The 21,044-nt window shown below is 57.0% G+C and carries 17 protein-coding genes; 9 read left to right on the forward strand and 8 right to left on the reverse strand.

Going from position 1 to position 21,044, the window contains the following annotated elements; genetic code table 11:
- Window positions 1-494: 494 nt before the first annotated feature.
- Complete coding sequence (locus GSQ93_RS06740; RefSeq protein ID WP_158934845.1) at window positions 495-2,042, forward strand: methyl-accepting chemotaxis protein; 1,548 nt, start codon at window positions 495-497, stop codon at window positions 2,040-2,042.
- Between the two features lie 70 nt (window positions 2,043-2,112).
- Here GSQ93_RS06740 and GSQ93_RS06745 read toward each other — a convergent pair whose 3' ends face one another.
- Window positions 2,113-3,090, reverse strand: coding sequence for a LysR family transcriptional regulator (locus tag GSQ93_RS06745; RefSeq protein ID WP_158934846.1), 978 nt, complete (start codon window positions 3,088-3,090; stop codon window positions 2,113-2,115).
- A 256-nt stretch (window positions 3,091-3,346) separates the two neighbouring features.
- On the opposite strand from GSQ93_RS06745, the gene GSQ93_RS06750 reads away from it, so the two are divergent.
- Window positions 3,347-5,392: an NADH:flavin oxidoreductase gene (locus tag GSQ93_RS06750; protein WP_158934847.1), complete on the forward strand. Its 2,046-nt coding sequence runs from the start codon at window positions 3,347-3,349 to the stop codon at window positions 5,390-5,392.
- 153 nt (window positions 5,393-5,545) lie between these two features.
- On the forward strand, window positions 5,546-6,043 hold the full coding sequence (locus tag GSQ93_RS06755; protein ID WP_158934848.1) for an Lrp/AsnC family transcriptional regulator: 498 nt from the start codon (window positions 5,546-5,548) through the stop codon (window positions 6,041-6,043).
- A gap of 15 nt (window positions 6,044-6,058) precedes the next feature.
- Here the strand turns inward: GSQ93_RS06755 and GSQ93_RS06760 are convergent, their stop codons facing one another.
- Window positions 6,059-6,997: a cation diffusion facilitator family transporter gene (locus tag GSQ93_RS06760; RefSeq protein WP_254073784.1), complete on the reverse strand. Its 939-nt coding sequence runs from the start codon at window positions 6,995-6,997 to the stop codon at window positions 6,059-6,061.
- Window positions 6,998-7,210: 213 nt separating this feature from the next.
- Window positions 7,211-7,447 (reverse strand): hypothetical protein, encoded by a 237-nt coding sequence (locus GSQ93_RS06765; protein ID WP_158934849.1) that lies wholly within the window; start codon window positions 7,445-7,447, stop codon window positions 7,211-7,213.
- Window positions 7,448-7,874: 427 nt separating this feature from the next.
- On the opposite strand from GSQ93_RS06765, the gene GSQ93_RS06770 reads away from it, so the two are divergent.
- Both GSQ93_RS06770 and GSQ93_RS06775 read left to right on the forward strand, forming a co-directional pair.
- Window positions 7,875-8,195, forward strand: coding sequence for a hypothetical protein (locus tag GSQ93_RS06770; protein WP_158934850.1), 321 nt, complete (start codon window positions 7,875-7,877; stop codon window positions 8,193-8,195).
- Between the two features lie 345 nt (window positions 8,196-8,540).
- On the forward strand, window positions 8,541-9,089 hold the full coding sequence (locus GSQ93_RS06775; RefSeq protein ID WP_158934851.1) for a hypothetical protein: 549 nt from the start codon (window positions 8,541-8,543) through the stop codon (window positions 9,087-9,089).
- A gap of 208 nt (window positions 9,090-9,297) precedes the next feature.
- On the opposite strand, the gene GSQ93_RS06780 is transcribed toward GSQ93_RS06775, so the two are convergent.
- From GSQ93_RS06780 to GSQ93_RS06790, 3 genes are all read right to left on the reverse strand, one after another.
- Window positions 9,298-10,149: a helix-turn-helix domain-containing protein gene (locus tag GSQ93_RS06780; RefSeq protein ID WP_158934852.1), complete on the reverse strand. Its 852-nt coding sequence runs from the start codon at window positions 10,147-10,149 to the stop codon at window positions 9,298-9,300.
- Between the two features lie 235 nt (window positions 10,150-10,384).
- Window positions 10,385-10,936, reverse strand: coding sequence for a carboxymuconolactone decarboxylase family protein (locus GSQ93_RS06785; RefSeq protein ID WP_158934853.1), 552 nt, complete (start codon window positions 10,934-10,936; stop codon window positions 10,385-10,387).
- A gap of 293 nt (window positions 10,937-11,229) precedes the next feature.
- The gene (locus tag GSQ93_RS06790) at window positions 11,230-11,655 is read right to left on the reverse strand and encodes a phasin family protein (protein ID WP_158934854.1); all 426 of its coding nucleotides are present in this window, start codon (window positions 11,653-11,655) and stop codon (window positions 11,230-11,232) included.
- 1,033 nt (window positions 11,656-12,688) lie between these two features.
- On the opposite strand from GSQ93_RS06790, the gene GSQ93_RS06795 reads away from it, so the two are divergent.
- Both GSQ93_RS06795 and GSQ93_RS06800 read left to right on the forward strand, forming a co-directional pair.
- On the forward strand, window positions 12,689-13,618 hold the full coding sequence (locus GSQ93_RS06795; RefSeq protein ID WP_158934855.1) for an alpha/beta hydrolase: 930 nt from the start codon (window positions 12,689-12,691) through the stop codon (window positions 13,616-13,618).
- A gap of 430 nt (window positions 13,619-14,048) precedes the next feature.
- Window positions 14,049-15,431, forward strand: a complete 1,383-nt coding sequence (locus GSQ93_RS06800; RefSeq protein WP_158934856.1) for a sigma-54 dependent transcriptional regulator — start codon at window positions 14,049-14,051, stop codon at window positions 15,429-15,431.
- A gap of 192 nt (window positions 15,432-15,623) precedes the next feature.
- Here GSQ93_RS06800 and GSQ93_RS06805 read toward each other — a convergent pair whose 3' ends face one another.
- On the reverse strand, window positions 15,624-16,907 hold the full coding sequence (locus tag GSQ93_RS06805) for a glycosyltransferase family 9 protein (RefSeq protein ID WP_158934857.1): 1,284 nt from the start codon (window positions 16,905-16,907) through the stop codon (window positions 15,624-15,626).
- A gap of 230 nt (window positions 16,908-17,137) precedes the next feature.
- On the opposite strand from GSQ93_RS06805, the gene GSQ93_RS06810 reads away from it, so the two are divergent.
- Window positions 17,138-17,917, forward strand: coding sequence for an alpha/beta hydrolase (locus tag GSQ93_RS06810; protein WP_158934858.1), 780 nt, complete (start codon window positions 17,138-17,140; stop codon window positions 17,915-17,917).
- A 137-nt stretch (window positions 17,918-18,054) separates the two neighbouring features.
- On the opposite strand, the gene gcvA is transcribed toward GSQ93_RS06810, so the two are convergent.
- The gene (gcvA, locus tag GSQ93_RS06815) at window positions 18,055-18,945 is read right to left on the reverse strand and encodes a transcriptional regulator GcvA (RefSeq protein ID WP_158934859.1); all 891 of its coding nucleotides are present in this window, start codon (window positions 18,943-18,945) and stop codon (window positions 18,055-18,057) included.
- 382 nt (window positions 18,946-19,327) lie between these two features.
- On the opposite strand from gcvA, the gene GSQ93_RS06820 reads away from it, so the two are divergent.
- Window positions 19,328-21,013 (forward strand): SulP family inorganic anion transporter, encoded by a 1,686-nt coding sequence (locus tag GSQ93_RS06820; RefSeq protein ID WP_158934860.1) that lies wholly within the window; start codon window positions 19,328-19,330, stop codon window positions 21,011-21,013.
- Window positions 21,014-21,044: the final 31 nt, after the last annotated feature.

Below are 21,044 nucleotides of genomic sequence, written 5' to 3' on the forward strand. Positions count from 1 at the left end.
CGCGACGACAGTTTTGACCAGGCAGCCGGACGCATGGATGGCTCCTAGCAACGGCGGAAGGATCTGCTCGATACACAAGGTATTTGTCATCTGGTCGACTCCTCCGAAGCGTGCGTTGAAGATGCGTTTGATTTCTCAAAGTCTAGTGTTCACATTATAATTTGGCAAGATATCTAAGTATATTTTTGTTGGTGCATGTGTGCTTTAGTTTGGTGAAAACCCTTATTAAATGCATCATTTAAGGGAATACCCCATCTGAAATCATGCGTGCAAAGATAATCTTTTTCAGGAGAAATGCAATGTGTACACTCGATATGAGTTTATTGAACCGGCTTGGACAACTGACCGTTGGCGAGCGCCGCATAGGGAGGGAGTGAAGCGCGCCCTCGCAGCAGGGCAGGAATTTGCAAAACACCAAAGAACTTAGCGAGAACTATCAAGCATTCGGGTTTGGTGCCGTACACCGATTAGTACACAACTATTTAAAAGACCTCATGAAGCGCCTTACATTTCAGCAACAGTTGTGGATTCCTTTAGCGCTCTCCCTGATTTGCCTGATCTCTGTGGCGGGCTTCGGGGCTTACCAGACTCGCGAGGTCCGTCTGGAAGAGAGGCAGCATTCATTGAAGGATGCTGGCGACATCGCGATGAGCATTACGCGCCGTTACGCGGCGCTGGCCGCTGACGGAACGTTATCGACGCCTGATGCGAAGAAGCAGGCACTCGCGCAATTGCGAGCGATCCGTTATGGCGCTGATGGTTACGTCTCCATCGTCGATTCAGACTGTCACGCTGTGATGAACCCTTCCAAGCCGGAAACCGAGGGTAAGTACTTTGGCGACTATCAGGATTCCAACGGGAAGTACGTGTACCGCGCGATGGCTGAGATCGCGAAGGGTTCTGGCGATGGGTTTGTTGACTACGCGACGCCCCGGCTCGGTTCGAAGGAACCCGTGCGAAAGCGCAGTCATATCGCCACCTTTAAACCGTGGGATTGGTCGTTTGTGACGGGCGCCTACCTCGACGACATTGACGAGGCATTCAACGCATCGCTGCGCCAGTTGGTTGTGCTGGTCGCGATCATCGCTGCCATGCTGTCGGGTGTCGTGTACCTGGTGAACCGCAGGCTGAATCGTTCGCTAGGGGGTTCGCCGGAGTATGCAGCACAGGTCGTAAGCGCGACTGCGGGCGGTAACCTCGCTCAACACATCGACCTGCAAGTGGGGGATCGAGGCAGCCTTCTGTTCAAGCTTCAAGAGATGCAGGCGCAACTGCGTCAGGCGGTGGTCGCGATCATAGGCGCGGCGAGTTCCATTGGAACGTCCACCGACGAGATATCGTCAGGCAACGCGGACCTCTCAAGAAGAACCGAGGAGCAGGCCGCGTCACTGGAGGAAACGGCTGCAAGCATGGAGCAGCTCACGTCGGCGGTGAGACAGAATGCCGACAACGCGCGACAAGCGTCGGTGCTCGCCGGCGATGCCTTCTCCATCGCCAATCGCGGCAACGAGGTCGTTTCTGAAGTCGTCGCGACCATGGACGAAATCACCGACAGTACGAAACAGATTGGAGAGATCCTTGGGATGATCGAAGGGATCGCTTTCCAAACCAATATCCTCGCACTTAACGCGGCTGTCGAGGCCGCACGGGCAGGCGAACACGGGAGAGGTTTCGCGGTTGTTGCATCGGAAGTCCGGAATCTGGCACAGCGATCCTCGACCGCTTCGAAAGACATCAAGAGACTGATCGACCACTCGAATAGTCGGGTCCAGAGTGGTGCCACGCTCGTCGATAACGCCGGCCAGTGCATGAAGGAGATACTGGTTTCAGTCCAACGCGTCACCGCGATCATGAAGGAGATCGCGTCGGCCTCCGAGGAGCAAAGCGACGGGATCGAACAAGTCAATAAGGCGGTTACGCAGATGGACGAAGTCACGCAGCGTAACGCGGCGCTTGTGGAGCAGGCGGCAGCGGCTGCAGTGTCAATGCGTGAGCAAGCGCATGGACTGGTAGAGAGTGTTGCTGCGTTTCAGGTTGCCTGATCTTACGTACCTGCCTCCAGTTTTGCCGCAATAAGCGTTGCGGCGATTCATCGGCCGAAGGCCTCTCCGCCTAGGTCGTAACCGGTTGATAAAGCCCTCGCGGCGGTTCTGTCTTCCCTAAAACCGGATACAGCCGTGCGACCTCCTGAAGGTCAGCTTCCATCTCGGCGACCAGCCACTCCTTGACCCGCTCCACTTGCGGTCGTGCGGGCCGTTGCCCGCTGATCAGCTCATATTGCCGGCCCGTGCTGACAACGTGCCGGGAAGCCGGAACCAGCTGGCCGGTTCGCAACGCATAGGACACGCCGGACACCCACCCTAACGCTATGCCGCGGCCAATCATGGCGGTCTGAAGCACCAGCGCATAGTCGGAGAAGATGAGCGGGTCGCCGGACACCGTGCTCACCAAACCGACGCGTTCGTGGAAATTCTCCCAATTGATCGTTGTCGGCACTAACTCGATAAGCGTGTGTTTCGGCAGATCACCTGCGTCGTTGAGCGGCCCATGGCTCTCAAGATAAGCAGGACTACACACCGGCACGATCACTTCCGGCGTGAAGGTCCAGCTTTGCTGGGATTTACGCCGCTGGTCCGCCGGGCGTAACGCAAGATCGGCTTCATCCGTGGTTCCCTGCAGTACACCGCTGATGACATGAAAACGTAAGCTGATCTCGGGAAAGGCGCTTTGAAAGCGTTGGTATCGGGGCATCAACCAGTACGCAATGAACGCGCTGGAGAGCGACAAGGTGACTGTCTGTGTACGCTGCTGCCGCTGCTTGATACCGGTCACGGAGCGCTTTATGTACCCGAAGCCCTCAGTCACGCCGCGTTCGAGCAATAGGCCGTCGTCAGTCAGCACCAGCCCCGCCCGCGAGCGCACGAACAACTGAGTGCCCAGCGCTTTCTCCAGTCTCACGATCATGCGGCTGACCGCAACCTGCGTCACGTTCAGTTCATTCGCCGCGCGAGTAATGCTCTTTTCCCTGGCGACTACCTCAAACACCACCAGCGAATTCATTGAAGAGCCGAAGTTGCGTAGGGTATCCATAACATTATGTTGGGTTCGAAAGAGCAAATGTCATTTGACGGAATTTAATGCGCTGCTTATGTTCTGGCTATCGAAGAACGGGCATCAGCAGGCGTGGACAACCATAACATTTTGTCTGAATTTGCGGAGTGTGTGTCTCAATAACGGAAGCCACTGAAAACGGTTTTGCTTAGTGGCATTGCCCTCTACGCAGGTGGTGCGGTCACATCGCTGCGTACCTGCCAACCTATGCATTTGCTAACCTGAAGGTAGTTCGATGAACCGTCCTCCACGGAGCCACGACCCGCTGCTGCAACCCCTGCGGATCCGACACCTGGTGTTGAAGAACCGGATCATGAGCACGAGCCACGCGAGCGGTTTGACAGAAGATGGCTTGCCGCTCGAACGCTATCAGCGTTATCACGAAGAAAAGGCCATTGGTGGTATTGGGTTGAGCATGTTTGGCGGATCATCAGTGGTGAGTCGTGACAGTTCCAACGTGTTCGCGCAGATCGATCTCACCGATGATCGGATCATTCCATGTTTTCAGGCGTTCTCCGAGCGGATGCATCGACATGGCGCTGCGTTGATGTGCCAGCTTACTCACATGGGCCGGCGGGGAAGTCCATACGCATCCGACTGGTTGTCGACGATCGCGCCTTCGAGGGTACGCGAGACGCTGCATCGAAGCATTCCGCGCGAGATGGATCGCAGCGATATCGCCCGGAGCATTCGGGACTTCGGTGAGGCGGCTCGACGTTGCAAGGAGGGCGGCCTCGATGGGATTGAAACCCTGGCCGGAGGGCATTTGATCGGGCAGTTCCTGAGTCCCGTGACTAACCGGCGAACCGATGAGTATGGCGGCTCCGTCCAGAATCGATGCCGCTTCGCGCTCGAGGTTCATGAGGAGATCCGCCGGCAGGTTGGGAGCGACTTCATTGTAGGTATCCGCTATGTCATCAACGAAGCGCTGGAAGGAGGGCTAACTTCCGCGGACGCGCTGACGGCGGCCAAGATACTTGAAGCGTCGGGCCTGATCGACTTCTTTAACGTGGTCTACGGGCGCATGGACACGGCGGCGGCGCTTGCTGATGACAACATGCCGACGATGTACGCTAAGTCAGCGCCGTGGTTGTCCGCGGTCGCTTCGTTCAAGCGCGAAGTGTCGTTGCCAGTGTTCCATGCAGCGAAGATCGCCGACCTTGCCAGTGCACGTTACGCGATATCGGAAAACATGCTCGACCTGGTCGGCATGACGCGTGCGCATATCGCCGATCCGCATATTGTGAAAAAGCTGATCCGGGGCGAAGAGGATCGCATTCGGCCCTGTGTCGGCGCATCTTTCTGCCGGTCTCATCAATCCGCCTGTATCCACAACCCGTCGAGTGGACGCGAGACCTGGATCGCACATGAAGTCGATCCCGCCCAACGAGCCGGCCGCAAGGTGGTGGTGATAGGCGGAGGGGTAGGCGGCCTTGAAGCTGCGCGTGTCGCCGCGCTGCGAGGGCATGAAGTGGTGTTGCTCGAAGCGTCGCCCAAACTGGGCGGCCAGGTACTGCTTGCGCACATGGGGAGCTGGCGCCGCGACCTGATCGGGATTGTCGACTGGCGCGCGAACGAGCTAAGTCGTCTGGGTGTCGATGTCAGGACCGGCACCTATGCCGACGCTTCCGCCGTGCTGGCTGAACATCCCGATTTTGTGATTGTTGCAACTGGCGGGATGCCCGATCTTGAGGATTTGCCGGGAAACGAACACTGTACTTCAGCTTTCGATGCCCTGACCATGCGTGTCCCCACGTCGGGAAGCGCGCTGGTGTACGACGGTACCGGCCGGCATGTGGCAGCGACATGCGCTGAGCGATATGCGCAGGCTGGTATCGAAGTCGAGCTGGTTACACTGGATCGATGCTTTGGCGAGGAACTGGAAGGCCGGGGTGACGATATTGGCTGGCAGCGTCGCTTCAATGCGTTAAAGATTTCCCTACGGCACGATTTGCGTCTCCAGCGCGTCGAGCGCCTGCCGAGCAACAAACGCCGCGCCTGGTTCACGCATGAACTGACTTCAGAGGTGGTGTCTCTGGATGCAGATCATGTTGTAGTCGAGCGCGGCATGATGCCCGTCGACGATCTGTTCCATGAGCTGCGTAGCGAGTCAGTGAACGACGGAAAAGCTGATCTGGATTGCCTACTGCTTGGCAAGGCTCAACCGTGGACGGCTACGGAGCCTGCTAGCTATGAACTCTACCGGATCGGCGACGCGGAGTCGTCGCGGAACATTCATGCGGCAATCTTCGATGCTTTCCGACTGGTACGAACCATGTAGCGCTCCGCAAATTTCATAAAAATTAACTCAATATAAATAATTCGGATATCGAACTATTTTAAAAAATACGCACTATCTATTTCTAGAAAGTTGATCGTTTACTTGTGGAAGCCCTCGCGCTTCGCTTTGCCAATTGATTTGGGAGACGTTTTGATGAGTACACACTGCAAGCTGGATCGAATCGACCTGAGAATTCTTTCTCGATTACAGACGCAAGGCCGCATCACAAATGTCGAGCTTGCCGACGCTGTTGGTCTCTCCCCCAGTCCTTGCCTGATTCGCGTGAAGCGCCTTGAGAGTGCCGGCTATATCGCGGGCTATGCCGCGCAGATCCTTCTGGAAAAGATGGGCGACGTACAAAGTGTGTTCACACAAGTCACGCTCGCCGACCACCGGCGTGAGGATTCCGCCAGGTTCGTCGCGGCCATTCGCGAAGTGGACGAGATCGTCGAATGTCACCTCGCGAGTGGAGGGTACGACTACCTTCTCAAGTTTGTCACACGCAGCGTTGCTCACTATCAGCGCCTGATTGAAGACTTGCTGGAGCGGAACATTGGTATTGAAAAGTACTCCAGCTACGTCATGATCAAGTCGCCGATCGTAAAGAATGCTTATCCGCTAGAGGCCCTGTTTTCCGAGAGCTATTCCTGATCGCTTGCGGCGTGATCATTTGACCAAATCGTCCAGGCGCCGATCATCAATGCCGGCGGGCTCCAGATGAGCAACCACATCTGCTGCCTGAAATATCGATCTCACGGCGTCCTCCGCGTGGTCCCCAATGGTGTGTCCCTGTTCAACCGACATTGCGCCATCAACTTCAACGTGGAACTCCACGAACACCCGGTCTCCGCCATTTCGGGTCCGGATGTCATGAACGCCCCGGACACCTTCGCAACCGAGCACAGCGGACCGGACCCGCTCACGGTCGGATGTATCGAGTTCTCGATCGAGTAACTGGTTCAATGCTTGCAGTGCCATGCCCCGCGCATTCCATAGCATGTAGCCGGAAATGGCCAGCGCGCCTATTGCGTCGGCCCGGTTCCATGCAAGGAACCGTTCAAGCGCCAGCGCGACCAGCACTGCCATATTGACCGCAACGTCGGTGACGTAGTGCGCCCGGTCGGCGGCGATGGCTGTCGACCCCGTTCGCTTGACGACATAGGTTTGCAATGCGACAAGTCCGCTTGCCGCAATCAAGCTGACGATAATCACCCACAAGCCAAAGCCCATGTCGGTGAGCGGTTGCGGGACGAACAGGCGCTCGACCGATTCAATTCCAAGTCCTATGGCCGCGCCTGTGAGCAGCAGCGCTTGCACCAGCGCGGCCACGGCTTCCGCTTTGCCATGTCCATAACGATGCCCCCGGTCGACAGGGCGCCCCGCATATCGGACGCCCGCGAAGGTGACGAAGGAGGCGACTACATCGACCAGGCCGTCGGCTGCAGAGGTGAGCAACGAGATCGAGCCGGTCGCCAGCCATGCCCAGGCCTTGACGCCCACCAGGATGAGGGCGACAGCGAGCGCCACGATCGAGGCGAACCGGCGCAGCTTTTGATTCGACAGATATTCCGACATGGGCACACGTCTCGCTTCGTAAGTCATCATGCTACGACAGTCGCGCGCAAATGCTAAAGATACGCAGCTTGATCGGTATGCAGGCGAGGAGCGTGTTTTAGCGCTTGAAGGGAGAGCGGCATTGATGAACCCGCGTGATTAACTCGTCAGTCAGCGGCGGAACGCTTGTTCATCGATTCCAGGAACGATCAAAACCGGCTTTGACCTTTGCATACTCATGCTTGAACCAGGCGTGAAGCCCGTTCACTCGCCGGTTGGCTTGCTTGAATTCGGCGAGACGCCCGTGTTCAGGATTCTCAAATTGCGGATCCGCCGGAAGGTGGGGTTGTCGTGTAGCAAGCGGGCGGTGATATGCGCTACAGCGGCTTCGCCGAGAAGATAGTCCGGCACGCCAGAGACCGAGTGGTGAGTCATATGCTGATTGTAAGTTTCCGGCGCTTCGGCTGAACTATAGAAAAAATCGACTTCGTACGTTGCCAAATTGAACTCCAATGGTGTGATCAATTGTTAAACAATTGACCCAATCGATTCTATCAAGAGCCGGCAACAAGTGAGCGTGAGGGAAACAACAAGCGAAATGTCGCATACGGGTAGGCGCTCCCTATTTGAGCACGCGTGGCAAAAAGCGAGTCCGCAGAGACAGGCGCCAAGCACGCCACCTATTCGATTCATTCCCGCGATTTTCCGTGTTTTTGCACTCAAAGTAGCTCTGAAAGGCTTGAAACAGTGCGCTTTTGCCAGTTCTTGACTGACGCGTGGCTAACGCACGAACACAGTCCTTAAAAAGAATTGCCTTTGTTTGTCCGATTTGTGTTCCCCTAAAGGAGGCACCCACTGCGCCAGCATCAGCCGCGGGTGCCGGTCTTGCAGCGTCGCTGTATGACGGCCAAAGGAGAAGTCAGTAGAAATGAATCGCCAGATCGTTGAAGAATTGCTAGCCGGGCACGGAGAAGGGAAACTGCTTTTAAGCCATCGCATACACGGCACTGACTTCGAAGTCATGGTTTCACTGTTGCAGGCGTCGGGAAATACGTTTGTCCGGGATTATTGCGCCCGGGCGCCTATCCTCGCCGGTACAAGCGGACTGAGCGACGCTGTCGCGAAGACCTTTACTGCCGTGCACACCGCCATCAATGGCGACCTGAAAGCCAAACCGCCTGGGATGTCCTTGTTCAAGTTTGTCTCCGACCCGTCCCGGCGTGATGTGTTCGTGCGTCCGTTCGAGTAGATAGCCGCGTCGTTTCTTTGAGCGTTGCCGTTCATGCAAGGGAGAATCTCCCTTGCCGCCGCCGTGGCAATGCTCTCCGTGCGCCGGTGAACGCCGCGCGCACGGAGCAGTAGTTCGGCTGTAGCTTTCACCTGCTTCAAACGCTCGCGTCGACTTTGACGTGCGATTGTCCAGGGACGCGTTGGCATTGCCTCCTGCTTTCGCTCCCCGGCATCTGTACCTGGGCCTCGACATTTGCGTATCTGATACGTCGAACTTCCGGCCTGACGCAATGGGTACAAGCGCGCCTCGTGCCCATGGTCTTTCGCCAGAACGGCGCACCCGCCTGGCAACCCACAGAGAAAAATGATGGATCTTCGAACCGTTAAAGAAATCGCAAAATTGAAGGCGCAGGTCGGGCCGTTGCAACGGCAATTCGCCGAGCGGTTGAACGCAGCCGTCGCTCAGGCTAAAAGCACGGCAGTCGCCGAATTCAAGAACCACTTTACGAAAAGCGGGTTCACGGCGGCGGGTGAGGCTAAACGCTATACAGCGGCCTATGAGGGCATGCAGTTTTTGCTGGAGATTGCGGAGACACGGGGAACACGCTCGCTTTGCGAGTTCCATCTGGTGCCGCCTGCATTGCTCAACGAAGCAAAGCTGACCGTGCATATGGTTCGCAAAGGTCAGCTTTCGTCGGCAGCGCCTTTGGCGGCCGACGAAGCAAGCTTACTCCTTGATGCGGAACGGAACCTGGCCGAGGCCCGGGCAGCACTTTCGTCGCCGGCGCCCGAGTTCTGCTTTGTGGTTGTCGAAGAGGAAAATGCGGTGCTGCCGATAGCTGACGCAGTGCTCGAAAACAGGCCCGTATTCGATACGTTTGGAGCGTTTCTGGTGAGCGTTTATCCGCAATAAATAAATAGCGGTAATAGCGGGGCGCTTTCTGGCGTCTTGCTGTCTCCTTGCTAGCTTTTCGCACTACGTTGCTGTACCTCAGGACTTGACCAGGAGCCTATTCACGCGCTGGAAGAGGGCACCGAATCTGCCGTTTGGGGCTATCGAATTTTCTTATCGCGATGGATGTAGGGGTGTAGCGACACGTCGAGGGCGGTTGGCAGAAATTTCACTCCGCCGGCACCTCGCCAAGCATGGCGGCGTGGCGAGTTTCTGTGGCATCGTCCGCCGGAAACATGCATTCGATACGCAGCTCCTGCGCAGCGATGGTCTGCGGAGTTCCAACGGTGGTGACCATGGAAAAGTAATTCAGCACTTCGTCATCTTTGACGAAACTGATGGGTATGACGGGCATGGTGCGGGTAGCGGCCGTGGCACTCACGGACCGAGGGGATTTCCACGTGGTCTGGACATCGGGGTAGGCGAGCAGCGCCGCGAGCAATTCCTGAGTTTTATCGTCAATCACCTGTCCCACCGATTCACGATAAACCCGCTGGACCAGGCTTTTCGCGGTGTCTTCCCAATTGGCAATAAAGGGGCGCATGCCTGCCGGGTCGAACATGAGATGCAGCATGTTACGAGGTCCCTTGCGCGCAGACATGTTGATAAAGCAATTGAAGAACCGTGGCGTAGATTCATTGGCCATGAGCACGTTCCAATGGCGGTCCATTACCACCGCAGGAAAAGGTTCATGCTGACGCAAGATGCGCCCTAGTGCACTGGTCACGCTCTGCATTTCGAGCGCGTCCCACGCGCTTTCCTGATAAAGGGGAGCGTAGCCGGCTGCCAGTAATAACGTATTGCGTTCACGAAGAGGAATGTCTAGCGCTTGGGCAATATCCATTAACATCTGCCGGCTTGGAACGCTGCGCCCGCTTTCAATAAAGCTGACATGCCGTTGCGATACACCGGCATCAAGCGACAGCTCGAACTGACTTCTGCCGCGCATATCGCGCCATTGGCGCAGCAACAAACCGAGCTCGTTGGCAGGCGGCTTGGGGTCGAGGCGCGCTGAATTCATGGGTCTCTCATTCGCAACAGGGTTCGGGCGATTGTTCATGATCGACCGCGCGGGGCATATGTCCACTGCCCACGTTCGCGGCCTTTTGATCCACCGGACAAGAATACGCTTAACTCTGCAAGTCGACCGGCTGCCGCCCAGTTGGCGCGGCGGCCGCAGCGACTAGAGCGGTCGCACGTGGTTCGGCGCGAACCGAACCGTGCGCGATCGTCCTGCTTAGTAGCGCGTCGTCTTGTCAGGCAGGCGTCCAGGTCTGAGCCTTAAAGCGCTCTTCAACGGGCGTACCCGCCATGTTCGTCGTAGTGGCGGCCATGGTGGATACACCAATGCTAGTGATTACCTCGAAAATCTGAAGCGCAGAATATCCAGCCGAGGTAAATCTTTCGACCTCTTCCCCGGTCACATTCCCCCGCTTTTCGATCAGGGCTTTGGTCATGCCCGACAGCGCCGCGTACTTCGGATGATCCGGCAATTTCCCCTCGCGGATAGCCTTGACGTCGGACGCCTTCATGCCGTCCTCCAGGGCAAACGTGGAGTGAGCCGCAACGGTCCACGGGCACTTGATCGTGACCGCGTTTGTGAGCAGCAGAACCTGCTTCTCGCATTCGTCGAGGCTTCCTCCATGAAAACTTGCGAAGCTGCCCGCAAACCCGTTGAGGAGAACGGGGTTTCCTGCCATGGTTGCCATCACGTTGGGTAAAAATCCGAACTTCTGTTCCAGCGCCTGCAGTGTTGGTTTGGATTTGTCCGGTGCTGATTCGACTGTGTGAAGTGTAAAGCTATGCATTCCTAAACTCCTTTCCATTGATTGAACGAAACTCTGTGCGTATCTCCATGCGATGCTTTTTTTCAACGCTGATACCGCAAGCAGATAACTGCCATCTTAGCGATCGCACGAATACGTTCAATTACCTCCCATGTAATAAAGACTGATCTACGCCCGCGTGTTGGCCAGCGGCGCGGAGTTTCTTTCAAGGGGGAATAAAACTGGAATGAAGCTGGAATGAGGGAAACCGGGAACGGCGGTTACGTTCCCGGTGAGGTCCGACGCGAGGCTGCCTGTCTTGGCGGCTCGCTTAACTACTCCTTAGATTGCTCCATGGACGACTTCAACTCCTTGGCCGCCTCTTCAATTCGCTTCGTCACAATCGCATAGGCTTCGGTCTGAGCTTGCTGCGTTTTCTGAGCGATTTCCTGCATATCGGCAAGCGCTTGGTGCAGCGCCTTTTGAACGACTTCGGTCGGATTGGACGAGGCTTGGGCGGGAGTGGTGGCAAACTGCTGCGCGATGCCCTGAAAGTCATTGAGGGCCCGGCGCAGGATCTCGATCTGCTTATCTCGAAGCGCTTCCATGCCGCCGAACGCAACGCGGTTCGCGGCTGCCAGGGCTTCGACGTCTTTTCTGCGCGCATCCAGAATGGCCTGCACGTCGAATCCCGGAAGTTTGTACTGCTGGAACATCGCGGAAAACTGACTGAACGGGTCGCTGTACTCGGGCTTCGTCATGTGCCTCTCCCTAAGATATGTTCACGTTCGCGGAAACGTTGGCGCTCCTCAGGCATAAAGGGCGGCGCCCAACGCTCTTTCGATAGTACAGGCTAACGATCTTTACTGAATCCAAGGGAAAACACGCACAGGACAGTGATCTCGCGCTGGGTCGACTGCCAGAAAGGACCCTGCTGCAGACGTTATTCGGTGCGGCTTAGCCAATCTCAAGGTTTGCGGTGTCATGCACCGCAAGCGGGATCCCGTTGGCGCCGGTTCCGGCAGTGCGTCGCGCCGGCCCGTCTGCGCCTAGCGGTTTTTGGCGATCCAGGACCGAAAAGCCTGAATCATGAGGATGTCGGCGCGCCGCGGAAGCGATGAATCGCAGCGTGCTCTGGACCCAATATCATCGGGTGAGGGTAGGCCGGTCATGTGGTTAAGTGGAATTCCAGTACGTCCCTGTAGTGGACGAATGAGCATGAAACTAAGCCGTAATGTCATTGTTCGTCGCTTCGTATGACATTACTCTGGATTACGGTTACCGAACGATGGGGCGTTTATCCGGGGGAGTTGCCCAGGAATACAGAATCTATTTCTGGCGCTCGGAAGCACGCGATTTCAGCGACTACGTCCGGCCACTGGCGGCAACAGGGATCTGGGGCGTTGGCAAGGCTAATTAACTCTTTCCGTCCACTGGGGCGAGCAAAAACCCGTTCAAACCATTCCCAGCACCTTCATAGCGTCGCAAGGCGTCAACTTGCAGTCGTAAGCGGGCGGTACACAAATAATTTGAGCTTGTACTTTATGTCCGTCGCACGGACCTGACGTTGCGGCACTAAAACCACAACGAGAGGCCCGAACGAAAATCTACGCGAAAAGCCATTCGAGGTTGGCCGTACTTATTTTAAAGGTCATGCGGACCTTGTTGGAGCGTGATTGCGAAGGGGCCTTAAAAATTAATGAAAACGTTAGGGGAAGGTTTGAATATCAAATCGGATAACTAAGCATAAATATCTGATGCGTCGCCTTGAGAGTTTAACTACGGATAAAAACGATGCTCGAAACAGAAATGACGGATTTTGTACGACGGACCTATGCGATGTATCCGCCGGACACAGCCACCATGACAATTGCCGAGCAACGCACGCTCTACGACAATTACGCAAAAGTGTTCACCCCTCCGTTGCCCGATGGGTTGACCATTGAGACGGCCACGCTTGACTCTGTCGCGGGACATCGCATTCCCTTGCGGTTGTACCGAAAGACGAACGGGGCGGGTCAAGCCGGCACCGTGCTGTACTTTCACGGCGGTGGTTATGTCCTCGGCTCGCTCGATAGCCACGAAGCTATCACCGCGCGTTTAGCGGCCGACACCGGCATGCACGTGGTTGCCGTTGACTATCGGTTGGCGCCTGAGCGCCCCGCGCCTGCCGCACACGAAGACTGCATTGAAGTGACGCTCGCTGCAATCAACGGTAGGCTGCCGTTTGCTGCACTTCCGGCCAAGCTACAACTGATCGGGGATAGTGCCGGAGGCAATCTTGCCGCCAGTGTCGCTACCGTTCTTCGTGACAGGGATGTTGCCGGAGTAGCGGGTGTGGTGGCAATCTATCCCGCGCTCGGACGCGAACCGGCGTTGCCCGCGCGCGATACCGAGGCTCACGCTCCTATGCTTACGCTTGCCGACGTCCATGCGTATCGCGAGCTGTACTGGCAGGACAGGGAGCCTTATCCGCAGATGACACCGCTTGACGCAAGCCACTTCGGCGGCTTGCCGCCGACATTAGCCATCGGCGTTGAACATGATCCGCTGCGTGATGATGCTTGCCTCTACATAGAGCGGATTCGTGCGGCTGGAGGGGACGGTACTCTTTGGATCGGGGAAGGACTGGTGCACGGATGCCTGCGCGCACTCGATACAAGTCCGGGCGTGAAGCTGCTGTATCGGAAGGTCTGTGAATTCTTGACGCGCCCGCAGGATTGAAAGGGAAGAGGAAAAATTCGCACGCCAATATGCTTGCTCGATCGCTCGAGCATCCATTCCTCGGGCACGCCCTAAGGCTCATCTAAGGTCCATCTATTGCTGATGTAACACTTACGCATTCTCGTTACATATAGCGACCATTTTCCATCGACGGAAACGCAACTTAACGTTTGGTTTCACCTCTCATCAACTCACGCCGCTAGGATGTCGGCAGGACGGGAAATCCGCATAACCCGATTGATCCGAATATTATCCGTTCGTCGCGAACTTTCCTTAGCAATGGCGTGCCTCTATTCGTCGACGCATTCGACTCGCCTATCCGTCGCGAACCGATCTTCAGGGGATGAATGGTCGCGAACGCATGGTGAGTGTCAAAGGCCATCAAGACTAAAGGCGTAAAGAAGGGTTTATCAAGAGAACCGATTACAACATGGACAGCGCACATCGCACGCTCTTATACATCGGAGGTAAGCCAAACGAATCGCTTTTAAGGCACCTCAGTGACTGCGCATGGCTCGTCGTGCCGGCCATGGGTCATCACGCAGCAGCAAAGCTGGCGCGTGCGCCCATGGCTGGGCTGCTCGATCTGACAGACGGACTCCACGAGGACCGGATAGCGAGGGTCGAACAACTTTCACGGTCCGTGCCCGTTGCATGGGTTGCGCTGGTATCGCAGGAAACGCTGGAGCGGAAAGCCGTTCGAAATGTCATCGCAACACATTGCTTCGATTTTGTAATGCTGCCGACATCACATGAGCAGATCGTCAGTGCAATTGAGCAGGCCATCGGTATGGAAGTTCTTCGCTCAGAGGTGGAACCGCGCGAACTTGACGATACGTCAAGCAGCGGAGTGATAGGTTCATCTGACGCCATGCTGGAACTCCAGCGGACCATTCGAAAGGTGGCCGCAACCGATGCAACAGTGTTCATTTCGGGCGAGTCGGGAACCGGCAAGGAGTTGACCGCGCAGACGATTCACGCGCAATCGGCGCGCCGCGACCTGCCTTTCGTGGCAGTGAACTGCGGCGCCGTTCCACCTGATTTGCTGCATTCGGAATTGTTCGGCTATGAACGCGGAGCCTTCACGGGTGCCACGCAGCGCAAGATAGGGCAAGTCGAGCAGGCGCATGGCGGAACGTTGTTCCTCGACGAAATTGGCGACCTGCCGCATGAGAGTCAGGCCGCGTTGCTGCGCTTTATCCAGCAACGCAAGATTGAACGCTTGGGCGGCCTTGATGCTATCGATGTGAACGTACGGGTGATTACGGCAACGCACCAGGACATGCAAGCTGCTGTGGCGGAGGGCAGGTTCAGGCCAGACCTCTTTTTCCGGCTTTGCGTGCTTGAGGTTAGGGAGCCGCCTCTTCGCGTGAGAGGAAAAGACATCACCGAGCTTGCAATGCATGCGCTTGAACGGTTTAAAGACGAACGCGCGCGCAAGATACATGGCTTCGCTCCGGACGCGATTGCCGCGATGCATAACTACGCCTGGCCCGGGAACGTGCGGGAACTGATCAATCGTGTTCGCCGCGCGATCGTTTTGTCCGAAGGCAAGCTCATCACCGCTGATGACCTTGAACTGGCGGAGCACGTCTTGCTCGCACCGAACTCACTTCGGGAAGCACGGGCGTCTGCAGAGAGGAGGGCGATTGAGGTCGCCCTCTTCGTGCATAAAGGCCGGGTTGTCGACGCCGCCCGCAGCCTTGGCGTGTCGCGTGTGCATCTGCACCGGTTGATGCAGGAGTTGGGAATACCCACGCGCACAGCGCTTGATGAAGCACACGATTCGATCGATCCAGGCGACGATGAATAGAGCTCCCGATGCAGCCATACGCGTGGCATTGCCATGCGCTTGGTGACTGGCAGTGCGTTGCAAACGTTAGCAATCGATGCCCCCGAGATAGGAAGCAAAACATCTTGCTGTCCGGGCAGCGAAGGAAACTGGGAAGGCTTGGAATGAACAGGGCTTGGCGTGTTCAGCGGATGCAATAAATCAAGCAACCGGCTAACGAGCGCTCCGCATGATGTCTGCCAAAGCATCTTTCACTTCATCGATCAAGGCCGGCCAACCGCCCTGATGCTGGCGAAACAGATACATATCATTGGGGTACCAGGGTGACGCGGTTCCTGTTCGATGCCAGCGCCAGTCGACTCCTGTCTGCGGCAACATCAACCAGCATGCAACACCCAATGCACCGGCCACGTGAGCGATCGCTGTATCGACACAGATGACAAGATTGAGTTGCGCGACGATGGCTGCGGTATCGCCGAAATCGCTAATCTCCCGTCCCAGGCAAAGAGCCGGCTGCAGCACTTTGCATTCGTCGGCCTGTGTTTCGGCATCTCCCGCTTGCAGACTGATAAAGCGAACTCCATTGACGGACCACAGTGGCGCCAGATCGGAAAAATGCGTCAATGACCGTTGCGCATCGTTGTCGTGCTCGGGGTTACCTTTCCAAACCAGCCCCACGCGCAAGCCGTCGCTGGGTAAGCGTGCTTGCCACGTCTCCAGGCGCTGGGTGGATACGCCAACATAGGGAATCCTTGCCGGGATCGACTCGACTGTCGTACCCATGTGCAAAGGCAGGCTCATCAGCAGAGCCCAGTAAGCGTGAACGCGAAGCGCCTGAGGGTCGGTTATCAGTTCATCGATACCCTCCACTGTGCGCAGAAGGGGCGCAAGGACCGGTTTGCAGATCACCGATATCTTTGCCGCACTTTGCGCTTTAAGCAGCGGCACGTAACGGACGAACTGTAGGGTGTCGCCGTATCCTTGCTCCGGCACGAGCAACAGGGTCTTGCCGCTCAAGTCCTCGCCGTTCCATTGAGGAAACGGCAATTGCCCGTGTTCTCCAAGCGTATCCGATCGCGCTTCGTAGTATTGCCAGCCTTCCGTATAACGCCTGTCGGACAGAAGCAGCATTCCCAGATTGAAGCGAGCTTCGGCGAAATCCGGCTTCAGTTCGAGCGCACGACGATAGTCGATCTCCGCCTGGTCGAACCGATGAAGTCTTTCGAGCGTGCCTGCGCGGTTGTTCCTGATCTCCGCGGAATCCGGCAAAAGCTCGAGTGCGCGGCAGTAGTGCGCTTCGGCTTCGCTTAACCGTCCGCATTGCCGCAAGAGATTCGCGAGGTTGTTGTGAGCCGGGCCATTGCAATCATCCCGTTCAAGCACGCTGCGGTAGGCGTGTTCTGCGGCGGTCAAGTCTCCCTGTTGCCAGGCTCGCCATGCCGCCTCCATATGCTCATGGTCCACGTGTCCGCAGTCAGAGAGGGTTTTCCGGTTCATGGGATTGCCTTGTTCGCAGCAGACGTTGGCAAGCGTTACCGCTCTTGTATCAGGCGTCTCTTACAAAACGCTAACCAGGGAGACGACTCGGCGCAACTCAGGACATTGGATAAAACGTAGCGTGTGTTGCGTGTGAAGGCAAATCCAAAGATATTTGATTGCGACTGGAATAGACGGATGGGCGCGTGTGTTCGTCCCATTGCAAACCACAAACTCTCCAGGAATTAAAAATGAAACTCCGTCGCGCTCCATTAATTTTGTCGATGATCGCCAGTGCGTTCTTTTCAGTTGGCGCCATGGCTCAACAGACTCAACCCGCTAAAGGTCCGGTCAAAAACATCGTGCTGGTCCACGGTGCGTTTGTTGGTGGCTCGGGCTGGAGACCTGTCTACGATATCCTGACCAAGGATGGTTATAACGTGACCCTGGTCCAGGAACCATTGACGTCGTTTGCGGAAGACGTGACCGCCACAAAACGCATTCTCGACCGTCAGGACGGCCCGGCCATTTTGGTCGGCCATAGCTACGGCGGCGCGATCATCACGTCGGCTGGAAATGATCCCCATGTAGCGGGTTTGGTCTACATTGCGGCTCATGCCCTGGACACCGGAGAGACCGAAGTTGGCAATGGCAAGAAGTTTCCGAATTCCGCGCACCCGCTCGTGAAGACACCGGACGGCTTCCTGTTCCTCGATCCGGCCAACTACCCGGGCGACTTCGCTGCGGACCTGCCGCTGAAGCAAGCCCAGTTTGAAGCCCGCGCACAGATGCCCACATCGGCCACAGTTTTCTCAAGCGCGATGACCGATCCCGCATGGAAGGTGAAACCTAGCTGGTACATGGTCGCGAAATCCGACAAGATCATCAATCCCGACCTGGAACGGATGTACGCAGCCCGTGCCCATAGCCATACCGTCGAGATCGCGGGCGCAAGTCACTCCGTGTATGAGTCGCATCCCAAAGACGTCGCGGCGTTGATTGAACAAGCTGCTGAGCACGCGCAGGACTAAGCTTATTGAATAAAGTGCAGGGCATGGATTGTTGGATGGATCGTTTCTATATAGATAGGAATGCTGATAGTATGGTGAAGCCGTATTTCCCCACGATCCGGTCCCTGCAGGCTTTTGATATTTTTACCACGCACCGCTTAAGTACTGGCTTCTCGTTCTAGCCACGAGCAGAAGGCAACCACGAGCACGTCCGTTTCCTTAGCCTCCGGCACATAAGTACAGTAACTGCGGGCTGGAAGAAGGGGGCCGCTAAACGGTGCGACAAGACGCCCGCTTGCGAGGTCATCTGCTATCAAAGCGCTCGGTCCCATCGCCACGCCTATGCCGTCGAGCGCGGCTTGCAGCGTGAGATAAAAATGATCGAGCGTCAGCGTCGTGGCTGGTTTGAGATCGGCAACGTCCGCCTTAGCGAGCCAGTCGCTCCATAACCTCGGGAGACTCGATGTATGCAGGAGCGTGTGGTGGACCAGATCGCTCGGCGTTTTGAGCGGCAGTTGATCGAGCAGCGAGGGACTGCAGACGGGTAGCCTTTTCTCCGACAAGAAAGGGCGCATTGAATATCCGTAGAACGTATCGGGGCCGCCGCGAATGACAATGTCGTAGGCGTCTTGGAGCGCTTCTACCGGTTCATTCGACGTCTCCAGGCTCACCTCAACACCGGAATGCTGCTTCTGGAAACCGGCAAGTCTTGGTATGAGCCAGCGCAAGGCGAACGTGGCGGGCCCATTCACTCGCAGCACGCGCGACGATACGTCACCCACATAGCCATACCTTGCGGTCGCGGAAGCGACTTGTTCGAATGCTGGTCCGATTTCAGCGAGGTAGGCACGAGCCGCCGGCGTCAGGACTACGCGCCGGTTATGCCGCTCAAACAAAGGTGCACCTAGCCACTCTTCCAGCAGACGGACGTGCTGGCTTACAGCGCCGTGAGTCACATGTAATTCGGTTGCGGCAGCCTTGAAGCTGCCTAGGCGGGCTGCGGCTTCGAAGGCACGTAGCGCATTGAGCGGAGGTAAGGGATGGTGCATTCAGGTCAGATTTTCTAACATAACTTGCGGAAGGTGCTCGTTTTCACTCTTTGTCACGAGAGATATATTCACTGGAAAAGCTTTCTGACGCAATCGCTTCGTCTACGTGGTCGAGCGCGCGCTCATAGCGCGGGGTGATCCTTAAGCAGGTTCAGTCACTGGCCGATGTACGCACGAAGACGTTCGTGGTTTGAGCAGTTTGAGAAGCCGGGCACCATGCGCCACCAGCGTCAGGGTAGTGGCGAGGTAAAAGCTGATCGTCCGGCCTTGCTACACACTGATCAAGAAACCTTGCTCTTGCAAATCAACTTGCGGCACGATGCGCCAATGACACCTTCATTTTTATCGCAGTATTGGATGCAACATCGTTCGAGGACGCTCAATGCGCTTTAAGTTATTAAAGGGCGTGTTGCCACTTGGCGGGGGTGCCGCGCTTCGCGACCTTTTGGCCGGCGTGACCCTTGCAACAATGGATATCCCGCAAGTGCTGGGCTATGCGCGCATAGCGGGAATGCCGGCCGTGACCGGTCTCTACACGGCATTTTTGCCGCTGCTGGCATTCGCGCTCTTCGGCGCATCTCGCCATCTGGTCGTGGCCGCGGACTCTGCAACGGCGACTATTTTCGCCAGCCACCTGTCGACCATGGCCACGGTCGGGAGCGCGCAATACATGGCGCTTGCCGGGGTCGTTGCGCTGTTGACGGCCGGGCTGCTGCTGATCGCCCGGATCTTCAAGCTCGGTTTCCTGGCCGATTTCCTGTCCCGCACGGTCTTGCTCGGTTTCTTGGCCGGCGTCGGCATTCAGGTCGGCGTCGCGATGCTGGGCGACATGCTCGGCGTGTCGCCAGGGTCGTCGCGAACCCTTGGACAGATCGAATCGATAGCGCTTAATCTCGCTCACATTTCGCTTCCAACGCTGGGTATATCGGCCGCAGTAGTGACCTGTATTCTGGTTTTCAAGCGCTTGCTACCGCGTCTCCCGGTCGCCATGTTCGCGGTGATCGGCGGCATTGCGGCAAGTTATGCCTACGACTTCTCGGGGCATGGCATCTCGGTCGTGGGACCGGTTGCCGGTGGTCTGCCGGCGCTCAGTTTTCCACTTGCCACTTGGCAGCAGACGCTGGACCTTGTGCCCGTGGCCGCCTCGAGTTTCGTGATGATCATCGCGCAGAGCGTCGCGGCGGGCCGGGTGTTTGCGGAGCGTTATCACGAACCTGTAGACGCCGATGCAGACATCCTGGGCATTGCGGCAGCGAACGCAGTGGCGGCCGTGAGTGGGGCGTTCGTGGTGAACGGCAGTCCGACCCAGACCGCCATGGCGGATCGCGCAGGTGCACGCAGCCAGTTTGCGCAAGTGGTGTTTGCGGTGGTGGTCGGCGTGGTGTTGCTGTTCTTCAGCAGGTGGCTGCAGTATCTTCCGCACTGCGTGCTGGCGGGTATTGTGTTCACGATCGCGATCGGGCTGATCGATGTGAAGAGCCTCTACGCTATCCGCCGTGAAAGTCCGGGTGAGCTCACGCTGGCGCTTGTCACGGCTTTGGCGGTGGTGGTGATCGGTGTCGAGGACGGGATACTGCTGGCGGTCGCGCTGTCGTTATTGCGCCATGTTCGCCATAGCTATCATCCGCACACCATGATGCTTGCGCCCACGCCGTCCGCCGGTGGGCGCTGGACGCCCGTGCCCGCCGCACCGGGCACAGAGACCGCGCCGGGGCTGATTGTTTATCGCTTTGGCGCCGACCTGTGTTTCGCCAACGATCATTTTTTCGTCGACGACGTCCGCCGACTGCTTGACCGCGCGCCCACGACAGTCCACTGGTTCATCGTCGACGCCGGCGCTATCACGGACCTCGACTATTCGGCGGCCCGCACGCTCGCCGAATTCTGCGAAGGTCTGAAGCAACGCGGTGTCAACGTGCTGTTTGCACGCGTCAACCAGTATTTGCGAGCCGATATGGACCGTCACGGAGTCACCGAGGTGCTCGGAAAATCGCATATCTTCGAGACACTGCATCAGGCGCTTGTAGCGGCCGGATTCGATCCGTCGGCTGCGTCGAGTACGCATTGAATATGCATCGAACTTGCATTGACCCTGCACC

The organism is Burkholderia sp. S171 (assembly GCF_009766085.1).
Classification (GTDB): domain Bacteria; phylum Pseudomonadota; class Gammaproteobacteria; order Burkholderiales; family Burkholderiaceae; genus Caballeronia.

Bases quoted from the DNA above. Each gene is read 5' to 3' on its own strand.
- GSQ93_RS06740 (WP_158934845.1), top strand. From the start codon at position 495: ATGAAGCGCCTTACATTTCAGCAACAGTTGTGGATTCCTTTAGCGCTC.
- GSQ93_RS06745 (WP_158934846.1), bottom strand. From the start codon at position 3,090: ATGGATACCCTACGCAACTTCGGCTCTTCAATGAATTCGCTGGTGGTG.
- GSQ93_RS06750 (WP_158934847.1), top strand. From the start codon at position 3,347: ATGAACCGTCCTCCACGGAGCCACGACCCGCTGCTGCAACCCCTGCGG.
- GSQ93_RS06755 (WP_158934848.1), top strand. From the start codon at position 5,546: ATGAGTACACACTGCAAGCTGGATCGAATCGACCTGAGAATTCTTTCT.
- GSQ93_RS06760 (WP_254073784.1), bottom strand. From the start codon at position 6,997: ATGATGACTTACGAAGCGAGACGTGTGCCCATGTCGGAATATCTGTCG.
- GSQ93_RS06770 (WP_158934850.1), top strand. From the start codon at position 7,875: ATGAATCGCCAGATCGTTGAAGAATTGCTAGCCGGGCACGGAGAAGGG.
- GSQ93_RS06775 (WP_158934851.1), top strand. From the start codon at position 8,541: ATGATGGATCTTCGAACCGTTAAAGAAATCGCAAAATTGAAGGCGCAG.
- GSQ93_RS06780 (WP_158934852.1), bottom strand. From the start codon at position 10,149: ATGAATTCAGCGCGCCTCGACCCCAAGCCGCCTGCCAACGAGCTCGGT.
- GSQ93_RS06785 (WP_158934853.1), bottom strand. From the start codon at position 10,936: ATGCATAGCTTTACACTTCACACAGTCGAATCAGCACCGGACAAATCC.
- GSQ93_RS06790 (WP_158934854.1), bottom strand. From the start codon at position 11,655: ATGACGAAGCCCGAGTACAGCGACCCGTTCAGTCAGTTTTCCGCGATG.
- GSQ93_RS06795 (WP_158934855.1), top strand. From the start codon at position 12,689: ATGCTCGAAACAGAAATGACGGATTTTGTACGACGGACCTATGCGATG.
- GSQ93_RS06800 (WP_158934856.1), top strand. From the start codon at position 14,049: ATGGACAGCGCACATCGCACGCTCTTATACATCGGAGGTAAGCCAAAC.
- GSQ93_RS06805 (WP_158934857.1), bottom strand. From the start codon at position 16,907: ATGAACCGGAAAACCCTCTCTGACTGCGGACACGTGGACCATGAGCAT.
- GSQ93_RS06810 (WP_158934858.1), top strand. From the start codon at position 17,138: ATGAAACTCCGTCGCGCTCCATTAATTTTGTCGATGATCGCCAGTGCG.
- gcvA (WP_158934859.1), bottom strand. From the start codon at position 18,945: ATGCACCATCCCTTACCTCCGCTCAATGCGCTACGTGCCTTCGAAGCC.
- GSQ93_RS06820 (WP_158934860.1), top strand. From the start codon at position 19,328: ATGCGCTTTAAGTTATTAAAGGGCGTGTTGCCACTTGGCGGGGGTGCC.